Genomic DNA, 20,242 nt, shown 5'->3' on the forward strand with positions numbered 1-20,242 from the left:
CATGACGGACATCATCAAGCTCACCGCCGCCGAGATCGCGGAGAAGATCGCCTCCGGCGAGCTCACCGCCGTCGAGGTCACCGAGGCCCACCTGGCCCGCATCGAGGCCGTCGACGAGAAGGTCCACGCCTTCCTGCACGTCGACCGCGAGGGCGCCCTCGCCCAGGCGCGCGCCGTCGACGAGAAGCGGGCCAAGGGCGAGAAGCTCGGTCCGCTCGCCGGCGTACCGCTCGCGCTCAAGGACATCTTCACCACCCAGGACATGCCGACGACCGTCGGTTCGAAGATCCTGGAGGGCTGGCTCCCGCCGTACGACGCGACGCTCGTCACCAAGCTGCGCGGCGCCGATGTCGTCATCCTCGGCAAGACCAACATGGACGAGTTCGCCATGGGGTCGTCGACCGAGAACAGCGCCTACGGCCCGACCGGCAACCCCTGGGACCTGACCCGGATCCCGGGCGGCTCGGGAGGCGGCTCCAGCGCGGCTCTCGCGGCGTACGAGGCCCCGCTCGCCATCGGCACCGACACCGGCGGCTCCATCCGCCAGCCCGCGGCCGTCACCGGCACGGTCGGCGTCAAGCCGACGTACGGCGGTGTCTCCCGCTACGGCATGGTGGCGTTCTCCAGCAGCCTCGACCAGGGCGGGCCCTGTGCCCGTACGGTCCTGGACGCGGCACTGCTCCACGAGGTCGTCGCGGGCCACGACCCGATGGACTCGACGTCCATCGACGCGCCCGTCCCGCCGGTCGTCGAGGCCGCGCGGAACGGCTCCGTGCAGGGGATGCGGGTCGGCGTCGTCAAGCAGTTCCGCGGCGAGGGCTACCAGGCCGGCGTGGTCCAGCGGTTCAACGAGTCCGTCGAGCTGCTGAAGGAGCTGGGCGCCGAGATCGTCGAGCTGGACTGCCCGTCCTTCGACCTGGCGCTGTCGGCGTACTACCTGATCGCCCCGTCCGAGTGCTCCTCGAACCTCGCCCGGTTCGACGGCCTGCGCTACGGCCTGCGCGTCGGCGACGACGGCACGAAGTCCGCCGAGGACGTCACCGCGCTGACGCGTGAGGCCGGCTTCGGCGACGAGGTCAAGCGCCGCATCATGCTCGGTACGTACGCGCTCAGCTCCGGCTACTACGACGCGTACTACGGCAGTGCGCAGAAGGTCCGGACGCTCATCACCCAGGACTTCGAGAAGGCTTTCGAGCAGGTCGACGTGATCGTCTCCCCGACGACCCCGACCACCGCCTTCCCGATCGGCGAGCGTGCCGACGACCCGATGGCGATGTACCTCGCCGACCTGTGCACCATCCCGACCAACCTGGCCGGCAACGCCGCCATGTCGCTGCCGTGCGGCCTGGCGCCGGAGGACGGCCTGCCGGTCGGTCTGCAGATCATCGCCCCCGCCATGAAGGACGACCGTCTCTACAAGGTCGGCGCGGCCGTCGAGGCCGCCTTCGTGGCACGCTGGGGCCACCCGCTGCTTGAGGAGGCTCCGTCGCTGTGAGTGCACTGACCAAGGCCAAGGGCTTCAGGAAGTCCCGGGCCGGAACGTATCTGTCCATCGGCACCACCGCCTTCGGCGCGCTCAGCGTGATCAAGCAGGTCCGGAAGGCGCGTGGCGAGAGCGACACGCTTCTGCTGCTGGACGCCGTCGTGTCCGCCGCCGCGATCGCGACCGGTCTCGCCATCCTGGTGCGCGAGCTGAAGCGCGTCGGTGACGACGACGTCCTGTTCGGCTGAGAGGGAAAGTTTCACCGTGACCGTCATCACTGAGCTGGTGTCGTACGAGGACGCCCTCGCCGCCTACGACCCCGTCATGGGGCTCGAGGTGCACGTCGAACTCGGCACCAAGACCAAGATGTTCTGCGGCTGTTCCACCGAGCTGGGCGCCGAGCCCAACTCGCAGACCTGCCCCACCTGCCTCGGCATGCCCGGCTCGCTCCCGGTCGTGAACGCGGTCGGCGTCGAGTCCGCCATCAAGATCGGTCTCGCGCTGAACTGTGAGATCGCCGAGTGGTGCCGCTTCGCCCGGAAGAACTACTTCTATCCGGACATGCCGAAGAACTTCCAGACCTCGCAGTACGACGAGCCGATCGCCTTCAACGGCTATCTGGACGTCCAGCTGGAGGACGGCGAGGTCTTCCGCGTGGAGATCGAGCGCGCCCACATGGAGGAGGACACCGGCAAGTCCACCCACGTGGGCGGTGCGACCGGCCGTATCCACGGCGCCTCGCACTCGCTGCTGGACTACAACCGCGCCGGCATCCCGCTGATCGAGATCGTCACCAAACCGATCACCGGCGCCGGCGAGCGTGCCCCCGAGGTCGCCAAGGCGTACGTCGCCGAGCTGCGTGAGCTCATCAAGGCGCTCGGTGTCTCGGAGGCCCGCATGGAGATGGGCCAGATGCGCTGCGACGTGAACCTGTCTCTGCGCCCGCACGGCACCGAGAAGTTCGGTACGCGCTCGGAGACGAAGAACGTCAACTCGCTCCGGTCGGTGGAGCGGGCCGTACGGTTCGAGATCAGCCGCCACGCGGGCGTGCTGAACGCGGGCGGCACGGTCATCCAGGAGACCCGCCACTTCCACGAGGACGACGGCTCCACGACGTCCGGCCGGGTGAAGGAGGAGGCCGAGGACTACCGGTACTTCCCGGAGCCCGACCTCGTCCCCGTCGCCCCGTCCCGTGAGTGGGTGGAGCAGCTCCGCCAGGAGCTGCCCGAGCTCCCGCGCGTGCGCCGCAACCGGCTGCGCGAGGAGTGGGGCGTCTCCGAGCACGACATGCAGTCCATCCTCAACGCGGGTGCGGTCGACCTGATCGTCGCCACCACCGAGGCGGGCGCCCCGGCCGACCAGGCCCGTAAGTGGTGGATGGGCGAACTGGCCCGGAACGCCAACGAGTCGGGCACGTCGCTCGACGCGCTGCCCATCACCCCGGCGCAGGTCGCCCGGGTGACCGAGCTCGTCGCGTCCGGTGACCTCAACGACAAGCTGGCCCGCCAGGTGATCGAGGGCGTCCTCGCCGGCGAGGGCGACCCGGACACCGTCGTCGAGAAGCGGGGCCTGAAGGTCGTCTCGGACGAGGGCGCGCTGGGCGCGGCCGTGGACGAGGCGATCGCCGCCAACGCCGCCATCGCGGACAAGATCCGCGGCGGCAAGGTGGCCGCGGCCGGTGCCCTGGTCGGCGCGGTCATGAAGGCCACCCGGGGCCAGGCGGACGCGGCCCGCGTGCGTGAGCTGATCCTGGAGAAGCTCGGCGTCGAAGGCTGACACCGGCCCACGGTCCGCACGGCTCGGCCCCCGTACCTGAGGTTCTCGGGTGCGGGGGCCGCGTCATGGTCCGGGGGTCCCCGCCACCGGGGGGAGGGGAGTGGCGGGGACCGGGTACCGTCCCGTGGGGGGAGCGTTGGTGCTTCTGCCCCCGAGTTCGCCGCTCATGCACATCTGGCGTGTTGTGGCCATGGCGATCAGACCGTGTTGCCGGGCACTGCGGGGCGAAGGCGGGCGAACCGCTTGGACTCTTCGCCTCGCCCCTTGGACATTCACCACGCCGTCGTCGCGAGGTCTTTCCGTCGACACCCGCTCTCACTACCGTCCCGTCCGTACTACTCAATGGATCACAGGCGAACCATTGAGCCGTCGACTGGAGGTCGAGCTTGTCACCGGACATTTCGCGGCAGCCGGACATGTCGCGCCGAAGGATGCTCGCACTGGGTGGAGGCGTCCTCGGCGCCGCCGCGGCCGGGTCGCTGCTGCCGCCCTCGTTGCGGGCGGCGATGGCCGCCGCGCCGCCCTCCGGCGGACTGCGGGCGGTCAGGCACGTGGTGATCCTGATGCAGGAGAATCGTTCCTTCGACCATTACTTCGGCACCCTGCGCGGCGTCCGCGGATTCGGTGACCGCAACGCCGTCGAACTGCCCTCGGGCAAGCCGGTCTTCGAGCAGCCCGGCCCCCTCGGCCGCACCGTCCTGCCCTTCCCCGTCCGCGACGCCGCCGAGACGCAGAAGAAGGACCTCCAGTACATCGGAGACCTCGACCACTCCTGGGGCGGCGGAGCCAAGGCCTGGCGCGACGGCTGGATGGACGGCTGGGTCTCCGCGAAGACGGCCGCGACGATGGCGTACTACGACCGCCGCGACATCCCGCTGCACTACGAGCTCGCGGACACGTTCACGATCTGCGACGCGTACCACTCGTCGATCCACACCTCCACCAGCCCGAACCGGAACCACCTGTGGAGCGGGTGGACGGGGTACGAGGCCGACGGCAGCCGCGCCGTCACCAACGCCGCGTACGCGGAGGGCACCCACCCCGGCTACCCGTGGCCCACCTACGCCGAGCGCCTGGAGAAGGCGGGCCGGACGTGGAAGACGTACACGGAGTGGGAGAACTTCACCGACAACAACATCGAGTTCTTCACCACCTTCAAGCAGATCGCCCGCAAGGCCCTGGCCAAGACCGGCGACCACACGTACATGGAGTCCTTCTACGCGGCCGTGCGCGACACCGGGGACGCCGCCGAGCGGGCCGCACTCCTCGCCGCCCTGGAGGAGGGCGTGGCCACGCTCACCGACCAGGAGCGCTCGCTGTTCGAGCGCGGGCTGCGCCGCGTGGAGACCGGCACCCTTGCCGACGCGTTCCGGGCCGATGTCGCCGCCGGCGCGCTGCCCGAGGTCTCCTATCTCGTGCCCTCCGCGATCGACTCCGAGCACCCCGGCTCGTCCTCACCGATCGCCTCCGCCACCCTGGTCTACAAGGTGCTGGACGCCCTCGGCTCCCACCCGGACGTCTGGCGGCACACCGTCGTACTGATCAACTACGACGAGAACGACGGCTTCTTCGACCACGTCCCGCCGCCCGTGCCGCCCGCCGACAACACCGACGAGCGGTGGAAGGGGCTGCCCACCGGGCTCGGCATCCGCGTGCCGCTGCTCGTCGTCTCGCCGTGGACGGTCGGCGGCTACGTCTGCTCCGAGGTCTTCGACCACACCTCGGTGATCCGTTTCCTGGAGGCCTGGACCGGCGTCGGGGAGCCCAACATCACGTCGTGGCGACGGAAGGCCACCGGCGATCTGACGTCCGCGTTCGACTTCCGGCGCGGCCGCCCGCAGCCGGAGGTGGAGCGGCCCGGCGCCATCCCGCCGTTCACCGGCCGGTGGCGCCCGCAGCCGCCGCTGGTGCAGCACATGCCCGTCCAGGAACCCGGTACGCGGCCGGCGCGGCCCCTGCCGTACCAGCCGGACGCGTATGGGCGTCTCAAGGACGGCGGCCTGACCGTCACGCTCAGCAACACCGGAAAGGCGAGCGCCCACTTCGCGCTGTATCCGTACGCGGGGGAGTTCACCGCCCCGCAGCACCAGGATGTAAGGGGCACGGCGCAATGGAGGGTGCCCCTTACCCGTGACGCGTACCGCTTCACGATCACCGGCCCGAACGGCTTCCGCCGCGAGTTCGCCGGCACGGCGGCGGGCGGCGCCGAGGTCACCTCGCGCATCGACCCGCACGAGCGCGACCTGCCCCTCACCCTGGCCGCCACCGGGAACCGGCCGGTCACCTTCACCGTCCGCGCCCTCGGCTACGTCGACGAGGCCGACCTCGGTGACTGGACGCGGCAGGTCACCGTCAAGGCGGGCCGAAGCCGTACGGTCGTGCACTCCGCCGCCGACGCGCACGGCTGGTACGACGTCGAGGTCACCGGCCCTGACGGCTTCCGGCGCCGGCTGATGGGCCACATCGAGAACGGGCGCGCGAGCGTCTCGGGCTGAGTGGACAGGTGGGGCGCGGAAGCCCAGGAGCCTTGGCCCGGGCTTCTGCGCACCGTGGCGAGGGGGCTGTGAGTATCGCCACGAAACGGACAATTGATCTCTTTGGGCTGCCAGAGTGGCGGGACGTAGGTCATGCGTTCTTTACGGGCAACCCCCGATAGAGACCACGAACCACCCAGGGAGTACACCCGTTGGCAGCCATCGCCCGATGGTGCATCACGCACCGCCTCGCCGCCGTCCTGCTCTGGCTTCTCGCCCTGGTCGGTGTCACGGCGGCCTCCGGTATCGCCGGTTCCGCGTACTCCAACGACTACGAGGTGCCCGGCACCGAGTCCGGGCGCGCCGCAGCCCTCCTCGACGAGGCCTTCCGGGGCCAGACCGGCGACGGCGACACCATCGTCTGGCACACCACCGAGCGCAGCGTCCGCGCGGTCGCCGTCGAGGAGCGCATGACGGCGATGCTCGACGACGTGGCCGAGCTGCCGGGCGTCGCCTCCGTCACCGGCCCGTACGACCACGCCTCGACCCCCGCCCAGATCCCGGCCCAGGGCGGCGCCAAGAGCCCCGCCCTTGACACGGCCCCGGGCCGGGCCCATGGCACCGGCCCCTCCGAGCCGGCCTACGAGCCGGGCCGAATCAGCGAGGACGGACGCACCGCCTACGCCACGGTCGCCTTCGACCGGCACGCCGACGAGCTCCCGCCCGACCGGATCCAGGCCGTCGTCGACACCGCCCGCGCGGCGGCGGGCGACGGGGTCCAGGTGGAGCTCGGCGGCAGCGCCGTCGCGGTCACCGAGGCGCCGACCTCCCACACCGCCGAGATCGTCGGCGTGGCCGTCGCCGCCGTGGTCCTCTTCCTCGCCTTCGGCTCCCTCGCCGCCAGCCTCCTGCCGATCGCCACCGCGCTGGTCAGCGTCGGCACCGCCTACGCGGGCATCGGGCTGCTGGGCCACGTCATGACCGTCGCCGACTTCGCACCCATGCTCGGCATGCTCATCGGCCTCGGCGTCGGCATCGACTACGCGCTGTTCATCGTCACCCGGCACCGCAAGGGCCTCAAACGCGGCCTGCCGGTCGCCGAAGCCGCCCGGAACGCCGTCGCCACCACCGGCCGTGCCGTGGTCTTCGCCGGCGCCACGGTCTGCATCGCGCTGCTGGGCATGCTGATACTGCGGCTCGGCTTCCTCAACGGCGTCGCCATCGCGGCCTCCCTCACCGTCGTCCTCACCGTCGCCGCCTCCGTGACGCTGCTGCCCGCGCTGCTGTCGTTCATCGGCATGCGCGCCCTGTCGCGCCGCGAGCGCGCCCGGCTCGCCGAGCACGGCCCGGAGCCCGAGCTGCCGACCGGGTTCGCCGCCCGCTGGTCCGCGTTCGTCGAACGCCACCCCAAGCTGCTGGGCGCCGTCGCCGCCGTCGTCATGCTGGTCCTCGCGCTGCCCACGTTCGGCCTCCACCTCGGCACCTCCGACCAGGGCAACAACCCGGCCTCCTCCACGACCCGCAAGGCCTACGACCTGCTCGCCGACGGCTTCGGCCCCGGCGTCAACGGCCCCCTCACCCTCGTCGCCGAGCTCGACGGCGCCGACGACCGGCTCGCCCTCGCCACGCTCCCCGACGCCCTGCGCGCCACGGGCGGCGTCGAAACGGTCGGCCCGGTCACCTACAGCGGCAGCGGCAACACGGCCGTCCTCACCGTCGTACCGGACTCCGCCCCGCAGTCCCAGCGGACCAGCGACCTCGTCGACCGGCTGCGCGACGACGTCCTGCCGACCGCCGAGCACGGCACCTCCCTCGACGTGTACGTCGGCGGCGTCACCGCCGGGTACGACGACTTCGCCCAGGTCATCATCGGCAAGCTGCCGCTCTTCGTGGGCGTCGTCATCGCCCTGGGCTGTCTGCTGCTGCTGGTCGCCTTCCGTTCGATCGGGATCCCGCTGAAGGCGGCCCTGATGAACGTCGCCGCCGTCGCCTCCGCCTTCGGGGTCGTCGTCGCGATCTTCCAGTGGGGGATGGGCAGCGAACTGCTCGGCCTCGGCCGGGCGGGCCCCATCGAACCCTTCCTGCCGGTGATCATGGTGTCCGTGCTCTTCGGGCTCTCCATGGACTACCAGGTCTTCCTGGTCAGCCGGATGTACGAGGAGTGGCTGGAGACCGGTGACAACCGGCGGGCCGTACGCGTCGGCCTCGCCGAGACCAGCCGGGTCATCAACTCCGCCGCCGTCATCATGATCGCCGTCTTCCTCGCGTTCGTCCTCTCCGGGGACCGGGTCATCGCGATGTTCGGCATCGGCCTGGCGGCCGCCGTGGCCCTCGACGCGTTCGTCCTCCGTACGCTCCTGGTCCCCGCCCTGATGCACATGCTCGGTGGCGCCAACTGGTGGCTGCCCGGCTGGCTGGACCGCGTCCTGCCGCGCATCAGCATCGAAAATCCCGAGTGCCGCGAATCCGATCATGCGAAGATCCCGTGGCAGCGCGCGAGCGACGACGGACAGCTCGTGCCTTGAGCCACGGAGGGCCACGACGGTGTTCGCGACATCCCTGGGCGACGACGGAGCCGAACTGCGCCCGCTGGAGCCGTGGCAGGCCGAGGAGTTCCTGGCCCACATGGACCGGGGCAGGGACTACATCGGGCAGTACGTCGCCCTCCCGACCGTCTGCACCGACCTGCCGTCGACACGGGCCTACCTCCAGTCGTACGCCGACAAGGCGGCCGCCGACACGGGCCGCATCCTCGGCATCTGGCTGGAGGGCACCCTGGTCGGCGGGGTCCTGCTGAGGGTCATGGACACCGCCGCCGGCACCTGCGAGGCGGGCTGCTGGCTGGAGCCGTCGGCGTCCGGCCGCGGCCTGGTCACCCGCGCGGTCCGCGTCCTGATCGACTGGGCGGTCAACGAGCGCGGTATGCACCGCGTCGAGTGGCTGGTCTCCTCGGCGAACACCGCCAGCATCAATGTCGCCAAGCGGCTCGGTATGACCAAGGAGGGCGTGCTGCGCGAGAGCTACCCCTACCGGGGCGTACGGCACGACATGGAGGTCTGGTCCGTCCTGGCACCGGAGTGGCGCGCGGCACGCCAAGAGGCGCGTTAAGGGCCCTCTCAGAAACGGCACCTGGCGTGCCGCGCATGAACCCCACGACGACCAAGACCGACAACGGCGCCGACACCACGGCGACGGCACCCGGGACCGGGCCCTCCACGGAGCCCGGGACCACGCCCCGAACCGCGCCCGAGACGGCCGCCGGCCCGCAGGACCACCAGCCCGAGCACGACGACGAGCACGCCGCCGAGTTCGAGCAGGAGCAGCAGGAGCAGCAGGAACCGCGGGAACAGCCCGAGGCACGGGACGGCGCCGAGCGGTCCACCGGGCCGGGCGGGGCCACCGGTCTCGCCGCCGCCGCGGCGGCCGTCGTCGCCACGGCACTCGGCATCGCCTCCCTCACCGGCACCTGGATGGGCCGCGTCGCCGCCGAGCGCGAGACGCTCATCGGACAGATCGCCACCTCCCAGTCCGGGTCACCCGCCCAGCAGATCTCCGAGATCTACGGAGACGCCTGGCACACCACCGCCCTCGTCAACGGCCTGTTCGCCGTCGTCGCGCTGATCACCGGCCTTGTCGTGCTCATCCGCTCGCAGCGCCCCCTGTGGATCCGGGCGGTGGCCCTGGCCGGCGCCGTGCTCGGCGGACTCGGGCTGCTGCTGTCCGCGGGCATGTACGCCGACCTGTTCCTGCCCCTGCCCAGCACCCGCTCCTGAGGCCCCCTTACGTACGCCTAAGGACCCCGCGCCGCGCAAGATGCGGCAGTCTCCCGATGTGGCCGGACCCCCTGGGGAACGAGAGTTGAGGCATCACCAACGCCCCGACACCACCAGGGAGAACACGATGTTCACGTACGAACTCCAGCAGGCCGCCCGTCACGCCGAGCTCCTCCGCGAGGCCGACGCCCAGCGGCTGGTCAACCTCGCCCGGGCCGCCCGCAGGGCCCACCGCGCCCTCGCCCGCCGGTCCGGCGATCACGCCCCCGGAGGGCAGGTGAATACCGACCACGACCGCTTCGTGACGGCCGCCTGACGGAAGGGTGACGCCCGGGCCATGGCCGTCGCACCGATAACCAGTGCCACGTTGTCAGCGGGCTGTGCGATGCTCGGCGACGTGGAGAACAGGTCCGTCAGTCCGGTATTCGTCGGCAGAGCAGGTGAATTGACCGCACTCACCGAAGCGCTCTCCCGCGCCACCGCGGGAGAGCCTCAGGCGTTGCTCGTCGGCGGTGAGGCGGGCGTGGGCAAGACCCGCCTGCTGGAGGAGTTCCTCGGCGAGGCATGTGCCCAGGGCGCCGTCGTCGCCGTCGGCGGCTGCGTCGAAATCGGCGCGGACGGCCTGCCGTTCGCGCCGTTCTCCACCGCGCTGCGCGCCCTGCGCCGTACGCTCCCCGACGAGCTCGCCGCCGCGGCACAGGGGCAGGAGGGGGAGCTCGCCCGGCTCCTGCCCGAGCTGGGCGACGCGGCCGGGCCCGAGCCGTACAACGAGGACAGCACCGCCCGGCTCTTCGAGCTCACCGTCCGCCTCCTGGAGCGCATCGCCACCGACCGCACGGTCGTCCTCGCCCTGGAGGACCTGCACTGGGCCGACGCCTCCACCCGCCACCTCCTCGCCTACCTCTTCCGCACCCTGCACCGCGGCCGGCTCGTCGTCGTCGCCACCTACCGCGCCGACGACATCCACCGCCGCCACCCGCTCAGGCCCCTGCTCGCCGAGCTGGACCGCCTCCGCACCGTGCGCCGTATCGAACTGCCCCGGTTCACCCGCACGGAAGTCCACCGGCAGCTGACCGGCATCCTGGCCGCCGAGCCGGCGGCCGCCCTCGTCGACGACATCTTCCGCCGCTCCGACGGCAATGCCTTCTTCGTCGAGGAGCTCGTCGTCTGCCAGGAGAGCGGATGCGAGCCCGGCGGCCTGAGCGAATCCCTCCGCGACCTGCTGCTGGTGCGCGTGGAACGGCTCTCCGAGGACGCCCAGAAGGTCGCCAGGATCGTCGCCGAAGGCGGCTCCACCGTGGAGTACGGCCTGCTGGCCGCCGTCGCCCGGCTGCCCGAGGACGACCTCATCGAGGCGCTGCGAGCCGCCGTCAACGCCAACATCCTGCTCGCCGTGCCCGACGGAGAGGGCTACCGCTTCCGCCACTCCCTGGTGCGCGAGGCCGTCAGCGACGACCTGCTGCCCGGCGAGCGCTCCCGCCTCAACCGGCGGTACGCCGAAGCGCTGGAGGCCGATCCCGGCCTCGTACGGGCCGACGAGCGCACCACCCGCCTCGCCAGTTACTGGTACCACGCGCACGACGCCGCCAAGGCGCTGCCCGTCGTCCTCCGCGCCGCCGTCGAGGCCCGCAAGCGCCACGCCCACGCCGAGCAAATGCGCCTGCTGGAGCGGGCCATGGAGCTGTGGGACGACGTGCCCGAGGACGTACGCGCGTCCCTCAGGCCCATCGACTACGCCGAGGCGTACCCGCCGTGCGGCTGCCCCGACACGACCCCGCTGCGCTACCTCGACCTCCTGGCCGAGGCGGCCGTCGCCGCGCGGCTGTGCGGCGAACGCGAGCGTGCCCTGAAGATCGTCAAGCGTGCGCTGCGGATCCTCGACGAGGAGAGCGATCCCGCCATGGCCTCCGGCGGCAAGGACCCCCAGCGCGCCGCCTGGTTCTGGACCGAGCGGTCCCGGCTCATGTCGAACCTCGGCCGGGGCGACGGCTGGGCCGAACTGGCCACCGCCCAGGAGCTGGTGCGCGGTCTGCCGCCGTCCGCCGTCCACGCGAAGGTCCTCGCCGTGGCCGCCGGCTGGGGCATGCTGCACGCGCCGGGCCTGGAGAGCCTCGCCGCGGCAGAACGGGCCGTCGAATACGCCCGCCTGGTCAAGGCCGAGCCGGTCGAGCTCAACGCCCGCCTCACCCTCGGCGGACTGATGGTCGACGCGGGCGACATCGAGGCCGGACTCGCGGAGATGTACGCGGTCCTCGACCGCGCCCGCGAGCTGTGCGTGCGGAACGAGGCCGGACGCGCCTACGTCAACATCCCCTCCTGCCTGGAAGCCGTCGGGCGCTCCCGCGACGCGGTCCGCATCGCCCTGGAGGGGCTCGCGTACTCCCGCGAGTCCGGCCTGCGCGACAACGAGGGCTGGGTGCTGAACAACCTCGTCGAGTCACAGATATCGCTGGGCCACTGGGACGAGGCGAGCGAGGGAGCGCGCCGGCTCCAGCGCATCGCCTACAGCACGAAACCCCGCGCCGGAGCGCACCTCAGGCGTGCCCAACTCGCCTGGCTCCGCGGCGAACTGTCCGTCACCGCCGAGCACTTGGCGCTCGCCAGGGACACCTACGGCAAGCACGACCCGATGTTGCAGTACCTGCTGCCGCTGGCCCAGGTCCAGTTGGGCGTCGCCGCCGCGCAGGGCCGCATCGCCGACGTACGGACCGGACTGGCCGAAGCGGCCCGGGACGGCTTCCCGACCGGCAGCCAGCGGTACGCGTGGCCGCTGCTGCTCGTCGCCGCCACGGCGGAGGCGGAGGCGCGCGGGCTGCCGGCGGCCGAGGAGGGCCGTACGGAAGCCCTGGCGCTGATCCGCTCGTACGCGAAGCGGCTCGCCGCCCCCGTCCCGGTGTGGCAGGCGCACGCGCTGTTCGTCGCGGCCGAGCTGGCCCGCGCGGAGGGCCGCGACGACGCCGACCGCTGGGCGGAGGTCGCGGTCGCCCTCGGTCCGCTGGAGCGCCCCTACGAGCTGGCCCGCGCCCGGCACCGCTGGGCGGACGCGCTGCTCGTCCGGGGCGGCAACCGGGACCGCGCCACCGAACTGGTCCGCGAGGCTCATGTCGTCGCCGTCCACCTGGGGGCCCGCCCCCTGCGCGAGGACCTGGAACTGCTCGCCGCCCGTGCCCGCCTCGCCCTCATGGCACCGCCCGCCGCCCCGGCCCCGGAGCCGGACCACGAGGGTTTCGGCCTCACGCCCCGCGAACAGGACGTGCTCCGCCTGGTCGCGATGGGCCGCACCAACCGCCGGATAGCCGAGGAGCTGTTCATCTCACCGAAGACGGCGAGTGTCCACGTCTCCAACATCCTCGCCAAACTCGGCGTCTCCGGCCGAGGCGAAGCCGCCGCCCTGGCGCACCGCCTCCGCCTCCTCCCCGAAGTCCCCGCCTGACCGCCTGACCGCCTGACCGCGAGGGCCCGACCGGGGCGTGGCGCGGTCCTGCCGGACGGCCTGGCGGGGCCGGCCCGCCCTCGCGCGGCCCTGCCGGACCCCCGGCCGGGGGCGGCCCGCCCCCGCCCGGGCTCAGGTGTCCGACGCGTGGGGCGCGCGGACGGTGACCGTGCCGGAGGCGAGGTCTATCGGGCCGCGTGCCGGGTCGTTGTCGCCCAGGTCCTCCCGGGTGAGTTCGAGGCGCCGACGCTCGTCGTCCGTGTGCTTGCGGCCCGGCGCGAAGAGTTCCTCCATCAGGTTGAACACTGGCTGCCGCCTCTCACTCCACCTCCAGCCGGAGGATCCTGTCGTCGCCCGCTTCCGGTGTGCCCCGGCCGTCCGTCTCGCTGGTCACCAGCCAGAGCTTGTCGCCGCCCGCCGCCAGGACCGTGCGCAGCCGGCCGTACCGCTCTTCCAGGAACGGCTGAGGGTCCGCCGAAGGTTCCGCGCCGGCCAGCGGGATGCGCCACAGCCGCTCGCCCCGCAGCCCCGCCATCCAGACGGAGCCCTCCGCGACGGCGATACCGCTCGGGGAGGCGTCGGCGGTCTTCCACTGGGCGACCGGGTCGACGAAGCCCGGCTTGCCGCCCTTGCCCTCCACCTCCGGCCAGCCGTAGTTCTTGCCGGGCTCGACGAGATTCAGCTCGTCCCAGGTGTTCTGCCCGAACTCGGCCGCCCACAGCCGCTTCTCCGCGTCCCAGGCCAGCCCTTGCACATTGCGGTGCCCGTGCGAGTAGACCACCGAGTCCGCGGACGGGTTGCCGTGCACCGGCTGTCCGTCCGGGGTCATCCGGAGGACCTTCCCGCCCAGCGAGGCCTTGTCCTGCGCCAGGCCGGTCTCACCGGTCTCGCCCGTGCCCGCGTACAGCATCTTGTCCGGGCCGAAGGCGATCCGCCCGCCGTTGTGGATCGTGCCCTTGGGGATGCCCCGCAGCACCGTGTCGGGTGCGCCGAGCTGCTGGCCGGCCGGCTTCTTCTCGTCGTACAGCATGCGGGCGATGCGGTTGTCCGACTCGGTGGTGAAGTAGGCGTACACCAGGCGGTCGGAGGCGTACGTCGGTGAGACCGCCAGCCCCAGGAGACCGCCCTCGCCCGCCGGAGCGACGCCCGGCACCGTGCCGATCACGGTCTTCGCGCCGCTCTCGCCGTCGATCCGGGTGATCGTGCCCTCGTCGCGCGAGGAGACCAGCAGGTCGCCGTCCGGCAGGGCGGCCAGGCCCCAGGGCGACTTCAGCCCTTCGGTGAGCGTGGACACGACCCTCGCCGTGCCCTTCGCCGGCGGCGCGGACGGGGACGGCCGGGAGGGTGACCCCGACGGTGGGGCGGAGGCGGCCGACGGGGACCCGGCGCTCCTGTCGTCCGCGGGGCGCGCGCCCCCGTCCGACGAGCACCCGGTCACGAGACACAGGACGGCGGCGGCCAACACGGCCGTCACAGCAGGACGTTGCACAGTTGTGATCCCTTCGACGGCGGTGTGAGCCGCGTACGCACCCTTGATACACCGCTCGCGCCGGGGAATCAGTCCCACGACCCCTGGGCCGGAGGCAGTGCCGCGATCTCCGCCAGGTCCTCCACCGTCAGCGACAGCCCGGCCGCCCGCGCGTTCTCCACCGCCCACCGCTCGTGCTTCGTCCCCGGCACCGGTACGACGTGCCGGCCCCGTTCCCGTACCCACGCCAGCGCCACCTGTGCCGGGGTGACCCCGGCCGCCTCGCCGCCGTGCCGCTCGGCCACCCGCCGCAGCCCCACCACGATCGGCTGGTTCGCGGCCATCATCTCGGCCGTGAACCGGGGGTGCCGGGCCCGCAGGTCCTCGGGCTCGAATCCGCCGCCGGGCGTCAGCGTCCCGGTCAGGAAGCCGTTGCCGAGCGGCATCGCCGCCAGGAAGCCCACGCCCCGTGACTCGCACCACGGCAGCAGCCGCCGCAGCGCCTCCGGCGACCACACCGACAGCTCGGCCTGCACCGCGCTCACCGGGAACACCTGCTGCACCCGCTCCAGCTGCCGAATCGTTCCCTCGTACAGATCGGCCCCAGCCGCACCCGCCGGGCCCCGGCGCGAAGAGCGGACCGCCATCGCGCACAGGCCGAGCGCCCGCACCTTCCCGGCCGTCACCAGCTCCGCCATCGCGCCCCAGGTCTCCTCGACCGGGACCTCCGGATCGGCGCGGTGCAGCTGGTACAGGTCGATGACGTCGGTCTGGAGCCGCCGCAGCGAGGCGTCACAGGCCCGCCGTACGTACCCCGGCCGCCCATTGGCCACGATGTGCTGCTCACCGACGAGCAGCCCGCACTTCGTCGACACGAAGGCCTCCGCCCGCCGCTCCTTGAGTACCCGGCCCAGCAGCAGCTCATTGGTGAACGGTCCGTACATGTCGGCCGTGTCGAGCAGCGTCACCCCGGCGTCGAGCGCGGCGTGCACGGTGCGCAAGGAGCGGTCACCGCGCTGTTGCGAGGCGCTGTAGGCCCAGCTCATCGGCATGCAGCCGAGGCCGATAGCACCGACTTCGAGCGCCGTCGCCCCGATTGTCCTGCGCTCCAACTCCCCGTACCCCTCCTCGTGCCGCTCCCCAAACTAACCTCCTGACCATGACTGCTGACGTGTGGCTCCCCATTGCGGCCGACGAGATAGAGGGGCTCCCCGCCCCCGCCGAGTCCGGCCTGACCTACCGCTTCTGGGACGGCGGCCCGGACTTCCCGGCCGACCCGGCGGACTGCGTGTTCTACGTCGTGCCCTACATGAAGGGCAGCGAGATCGCGGTGCGCCCGATGGCCGCGATGACCTCCGTACGCGTCGTCCAGACCCTCTCGGCGGGAATCGACCACGTGACGCCCGGGCTCGACCTCCTGCCGCCCGGTGTGGCGCTGTGCAACGCCAAGGGCGTCCACGAGGCCAGTACCGCCGAGCTGACGATCGCGCTGATCCTCGCCTCGCTGCGCGGCATCCCCGGCTTCGTGCGGGGTCAGGACCAGGAGGAATGGCGGGCGGGCTTCTACCCGGCGCTCGCCGACAAATCCGTGCTGATCGTGGGGTACGGATCGATCGGCGCCGCGATCGAGGACCGGCTCGCGCCCTTTGAGTGCGCGCGGGTGGCGCGCGTCGCGCGCTCCGCGCGCACCACCGAGCGCGGTCCCGTGCAGGCGTTCACCGATCTGCCTGCACTCCTTCCCGAGGCGGACGTCGTCATCCTGTCCACGCCGCTGACACCCGACACCCACCACCTCGCCGACGCCGGCTTCCTGGCACTGATGAAGGACGGGGCCCTGCTGGTGAACGTCGCACGCGGTCCCGTCGTCGACACCGAGGCGCTCCTCGCCGAGACCCGGAGCGGCCGGATCACCGCCGCGCTCGACGTCACCGACCCGGAACCGCTGCCCCAGGGGCACCCTCTGTGGCACGTTCCGGGCGTACTGATCAGCCCCCACGTCGGCGGCTCAACATCCGCGTTCATGCCCCGCGCCAAGCGCCTCGTCGCCGGGCAACTCACCCGGTTCGCCGAGCGCGCGCCGATGCGGAATATCGTCCTCACCACCCTCTGACCACGCTCTGAAGCGAAATGGGCGCCCTCCGTACCCATAACACTGATGATCGTCACGGAGCGTAGAGGACCCCTGTCCCTGAGTGACGATCCTGGTGTATCGTCCCGATCTGGGGGCCGCGTCGAGCACGAACCGGCGCAGGGGAGCGACGTGATTGCCGATCAGAATCCGAGGGGGGCGACGGGTGATGCACGGTCGATGGGCAAGCGAGCCGACGCGACGGGGCAGCCGACTGCGACCCGCGACCGCGTCCCGGCCACCGAAGCGGAAGCCGAAGCAGGCGCCGTCGCCGCACCGACCCGAGCCGCGCACCGGGGTGACACCGTGAGCGCCCCGGGAGTGCTCATCGAGCGCCCGCCCGTCACGGGCGGCGCCACCGGCGGGGCGGCGGGAAGCGGTGCGGGAAGCGGCGACGCGGGCCGCTCCGGCGGCCTGCTGTGCCAGCTGCTCCTCGCCGTACTGTGCGGAAGCTATGCCACCGGGGCCGCCGTCGGCTGGGGTTCCGAGGAACTGTCCCTGATCATGGGGGACTTCGGCCTCAGCGCCGCCGCCCTGCTCGCCGCCGTCTCGTGCTTCGTCTACGCACGCACGCGTGGCAGCCGTTTCCGGCCCGCCTGGTTGCTGTTCGCCTTCTCCTCGGCGATGGCGGCCGGTGGCAACACCGTCTGGGGGTGGTACGAGGTCGTGCTCGACCGGGCCGTACCACAGCCGTCCCTCGCCGACCTGTTCTTCCTGCTCTTCGCGCCGCCCGCCATCGTCGGGCTGCTCGTCCTCGCCAAGCGGCCGGTCACCAGGGCCGGCTGGATCTGCCTCGCCCTGGACTCCTGGCTGATCGGCGGTTCGCTGCTCACGCTGTCCTGGAGCCTCGCCCTCGCCCACACCGCCCGCTTCGAGGGTGAGAGCGTCGCGCGGGCCGCGCTCTCGCTCGCCTACCCGCTCCTGGACATCGTGCTGGTGAGCATGGTGCTCGCGCTGCACTTCCGGCGCACCCACGCCAACCGCTCCGCCGTCCACACGGCGATCGCCGCACTCGCCCTCACCGTCCTGTGTGACGCGCTGTTCACCTCTCCGCTGCTGCGCGAGCACTACCGCTCGGGCCAGCTCCTCGACGCGGGCTGGTTCGCCGGCTCGCTGCTCCTGGCGTACGCCCCCTGGGGCGCCAGCCGCGTCCCCGAGAGCCCCGCCCCGCCGCGCGGGCCCCGCCAGTCCAGTCGTCCCATCGCCGGGTCGCTGGCCGCCCTCACGCCTTACCTGGCGGCCGCGGTCTGCACGCTCGGCATCCTCTACAACGTCATCGAGGACCGCACGGTGGACCGCGTCGTCGTCTTCACCGGATGCACAGTCGTGCTCGCCCTGGTCGTACGCCAGGGGATCATGCTCCTCGACAACATCGCCCTCACCCATGAACTGGCCCAGAAGGAGAACCACTTCAGGTCCCTGGTGCAGGGCTCCAGCGACGTCATCATGATCGCCGCTCCCGACGGCGTGCTGCGATACGTCAGCCCGGCCGCGTCCGGCGTGTACGGACGGGACGCGGACGAACTCATCGGCTCCGAGCTCGCCTCCCTCATCCACCCCGAGGACCTGGGCGGCGTCGTCCACGAGGTACGGCGATTCCTGGCCGCTCCTCCTTCGGAGGAGCCCACGACCCGCATCGAATGCCGCTTCAGGTCCGGCACCGGCGAGTGGCTCAACGTCGAGTCCACCGTCAACCGCCACCAGGGCGGCCTGATCTTCAACAGCCGGGACGTCACCGAACGGGTCCGCCTCCAGGCGCAGCTCCAGCACAACGCGGAACACGACCCGCTCACGGACCTGCCCAACCGCGCCCTGTTCACCCGGCGCGTCCGGCAGGCACTCGGCGGGCGCCGCGCGGGCGACGCCGGCACGGCCGTGCTCTTCATCGACCTGGACGGCTTCAAGGGCGTCAACGACCGGCTGGGGCACCAGGCGGGCGACGAGCTGCTCATCCAGGCCGCCCGCCGGCTCCAGGACTCCGTACGAGCCGGGGACACCGCCGCCCGCCTCGGCGGCGACGAGTTCGCGGCCCTGATCCTCGGTGACGGCAACCCCGACCAGTCCGGGCGCGAGCCGCAGGTCCAGGAGATCGCCGACCGGCTGCGGCTCACGCTCTCGCAGCCGTACCGGATCGAAGGGCAGGAGGTACGGGTCGCCGCGTCCATCGGCGTGGCCTTCGCCGAGGCCGGCATCAGCGCGGGAGACCTCCTGCGCAACGCCGACCTCGCCATGTACCGGGCCAAGGCGGGCGGCAAGAACCGCGTCGAGCTGTACGCGCCCCAGATGCAGACGGACGTCGTACGCCGCACGGAGCTGGCCGCCCGGGCGCGTACCGCCGCCCAGGACGGCGAGTTCGTGCTCCTGCACCAGCCCGTGGTGGACCTCGCCACCGGGCGGATCGCCGCGGTCGCCGCACAGCCCCGCTGGCGGTCCGCCCAGGGCATCCTGTTCACCCCGGCCGAGTACCTCAGAGTCGCCGAGGACGCCGAGCGCGCCGCCGAGGCCGGCAGCCGGCTCCTCGAAGAGGCGGTCGAGCAGGCCGCCGAGCGCGGCCGGCTCGGCCACCACGTACCGGTCTCCGTCCGCTTCCCGGCACGCAAGCTGGTCGACAGGTCCATGCCGCTCGGCACCATCGAAACGCTGCTGACCAAGTACGAACTGCCCTCCGGCTCGCTGATCATCGAGCTGTCCGACAGCGACCCGAGGATCTCCTTCGACGAGCTGGAGAAGCGCCTGGCCGGTCTGCGCAGACTCGGCGTACGCATCGCGCTCGACGGATTCGGCAGCGGATATGCGGCGATCAACGCGCTCCGGCGGCTCCCGGTCGACATACTGAAACTGGACAGAGGCCTGGTCGAGGGCGTCGTCGAATCGGCTCGGCTGCACAAGATCACCAGCGGGCTGCTCCGCATCGCCTGCGACCTCGGCATGCAGTCCGTGGCCGACGGCGTCGACGTACCGGAGCAGGTCCTGGCGCTACGCGCGATGGGGTGCACCCATGGGCAGGGCATGGCCTTCTCAGGCCCCCTCGACGAGTACCGGCTCCGCCGTGCCCTCGTCCGGGACGAGTTCCCCGTGCCCAGCGGGGCCGCCCTGCCCGCCCTCACCGGAGGCGTTCGTCCCAGCCCCCTCCCAAGCGTCCTCCCCGTCGCCCTCCCCAGCGCCCTGCCCGGCCCCCTCCCGAGCGGCGTCCCCAGCACCGCGTCGAACACCACCCCCACCCCCACACCGGAAGCCCCGGACCCCGGCGCCCTTCCCGGCACCGGACCCGCCGGCCCAGGGCCCCTGCCGGGCGGCCCCCTCGGCACCGGGCCCGGCAGTGCCCCCTGCACCCCCGGCGACCGTTCCGGCCCCGCCGCCCGGCCGCCCGGCGGCGACCGGCTCAGCCTGGGCCCCGGCGACCGGCCGGGCGGCGCCCGCACCGACCCGCCCGGCACCGGCCCCGGCGGCGCCCACCGCGACCCGCCGGGCGGTGCCCACCGCGACCTGCCCGGCACCGGCCCCGGCGGTACCCACCGCGACCGGCCGGGCGGCGGCCCGGACCACCTGCCCGGGGGGCTGTCCAGCGCCGTGCCCAACGCCGTTCCCGCCGCCCTGCCGAGCGCCCTTCCGGGAATGCGCTCGCCCTACCCACTTCGCTCACATAATGAGACTCGCGTCCCACCCACTTGACACTGACGGTGCGCCGGAGGGAGGGTCAATGCCAT

14 protein-coding genes are annotated in these 20,242 nt (G+C 72.3%); 11 read left to right on the forward strand and 3 right to left on the reverse strand.

Going from position 1 to position 20,242, the window contains the following annotated elements; all coding sequences use genetic code 11:
* Position 1 precedes the first annotated feature (1 nt).
* From gatA to ABT360_RS03430, 9 genes are all read left to right on the forward strand, one after another.
* On the forward strand, positions 2 to 1,495 hold the full coding sequence (gatA, locus tag ABT360_RS03390; RefSeq protein WP_351809935.1) for an Asp-tRNA(Asn)/Glu-tRNA(Gln) amidotransferase subunit GatA: 1,494 nt from the start codon (positions 2 to 4) through the stop codon (positions 1,493 to 1,495).
* On the forward strand, positions 1,492 to 1,731 hold the full coding sequence (locus ABT360_RS03395; protein ID WP_351809938.1) for a hypothetical protein: 240 nt from the start codon (positions 1,492 to 1,494) through the stop codon (positions 1,729 to 1,731). Before gatA ends, ABT360_RS03395 begins: the two co-directional genes overlap by 4 nt.
* Positions 1,732 to 1,747: 16 nt before the next feature.
* Positions 1,748 to 3,259 (forward strand): Asp-tRNA(Asn)/Glu-tRNA(Gln) amidotransferase subunit GatB, encoded by a 1,512-nt coding sequence (gene gatB / locus ABT360_RS03400; protein WP_351809941.1) that lies wholly within the window; start codon positions 1,748 to 1,750, stop codon positions 3,257 to 3,259.
* A 416-nt stretch (positions 3,260 to 3,675) separates the two neighbouring features.
* Complete coding sequence (locus tag ABT360_RS03405; RefSeq protein WP_351809944.1) at positions 3,676 to 5,754, forward strand: phosphocholine-specific phospholipase C; 2,079 nt, start codon at positions 3,676 to 3,678, stop codon at positions 5,752 to 5,754.
* A gap of 191 nt (positions 5,755 to 5,945) precedes the next feature.
* Positions 5,946 to 8,258 (forward strand): MMPL family transporter, encoded by a 2,313-nt coding sequence (locus ABT360_RS03410; protein WP_351809947.1) that lies wholly within the window; start codon positions 5,946 to 5,948, stop codon positions 8,256 to 8,258.
* A gap of 19 nt (positions 8,259 to 8,277) precedes the next feature.
* Positions 8,278 to 8,841, forward strand: a complete 564-nt coding sequence (locus ABT360_RS03415) for a GNAT family N-acetyltransferase (protein ID WP_351809950.1) — start codon at positions 8,278 to 8,280, stop codon at positions 8,839 to 8,841.
* Between the two features lie 35 nt (positions 8,842 to 8,876).
* A complete protein-coding gene (locus tag ABT360_RS03420) occupies positions 8,877 to 9,506 on the forward strand; it encodes a hypothetical protein (RefSeq protein ID WP_351809952.1) in 630 nt (209 codons plus the stop codon).
* Between the two features lie 127 nt (positions 9,507 to 9,633).
* A complete protein-coding gene (locus tag ABT360_RS03425) occupies positions 9,634 to 9,822 on the forward strand; it encodes a hypothetical protein (RefSeq protein WP_351809955.1) in 189 nt (62 codons plus the stop codon).
* Between the two features lie 69 nt (positions 9,823 to 9,891).
* Complete coding sequence (locus ABT360_RS03430) at positions 9,892 to 12,939, forward strand: helix-turn-helix transcriptional regulator (protein ID WP_351810041.1); 3,048 nt, start codon at positions 9,892 to 9,894, stop codon at positions 12,937 to 12,939.
* A 132-nt stretch (positions 12,940 to 13,071) separates the two neighbouring features.
* On the opposite strand, the gene ABT360_RS03435 is transcribed toward ABT360_RS03430, so the two are convergent.
* The 3 genes from ABT360_RS03435 to ABT360_RS03445 form a co-directional block, all read right to left on the reverse strand.
* Positions 13,072 to 13,245, reverse strand: a complete 174-nt coding sequence (locus ABT360_RS03435; RefSeq protein WP_351809957.1) for a DUF6191 domain-containing protein — start codon at positions 13,243 to 13,245, stop codon at positions 13,072 to 13,074.
* A gap of 13 nt (positions 13,246 to 13,258) precedes the next feature.
* The gene (locus ABT360_RS03440) at positions 13,259 to 14,413 is read right to left on the reverse strand and encodes a PQQ-dependent sugar dehydrogenase (RefSeq protein WP_351809960.1); all 1,155 of its coding nucleotides are present in this window, start codon (positions 14,411 to 14,413) and stop codon (positions 13,259 to 13,261) included.
* Between the two features lie 83 nt (positions 14,414 to 14,496).
* Positions 14,497 to 15,519 (reverse strand): aldo/keto reductase, encoded by a 1,023-nt coding sequence (locus ABT360_RS03445; protein WP_351809963.1) that lies wholly within the window; start codon positions 15,517 to 15,519, stop codon positions 14,497 to 14,499.
* Between the two features lie 47 nt (positions 15,520 to 15,566).
* Between ABT360_RS03445 and ABT360_RS03450 the strand changes: the two genes are divergently transcribed.
* A complete protein-coding gene (locus tag ABT360_RS03450) occupies positions 15,567 to 16,517 on the forward strand; it encodes a 2-hydroxyacid dehydrogenase (RefSeq protein WP_351809966.1) in 951 nt (316 codons plus the stop codon).
* A 324-nt stretch (positions 16,518 to 16,841) separates the two neighbouring features.
* Positions 16,842 to 20,207, forward strand: a complete 3,366-nt coding sequence (locus ABT360_RS03455; protein ID WP_444852171.1) for an EAL domain-containing protein — start codon at positions 16,842 to 16,844, stop codon at positions 20,205 to 20,207.
* Positions 20,208 to 20,242 lie beyond the last annotated feature (35 nt).

Origin of the sequence: Streptomyces sp. NPDC000229, from assembly GCF_040300825.1 — a bacterium.
GTDB lineage: Bacteria > Actinomycetota > Actinomycetes > Streptomycetales > Streptomycetaceae > Streptomyces.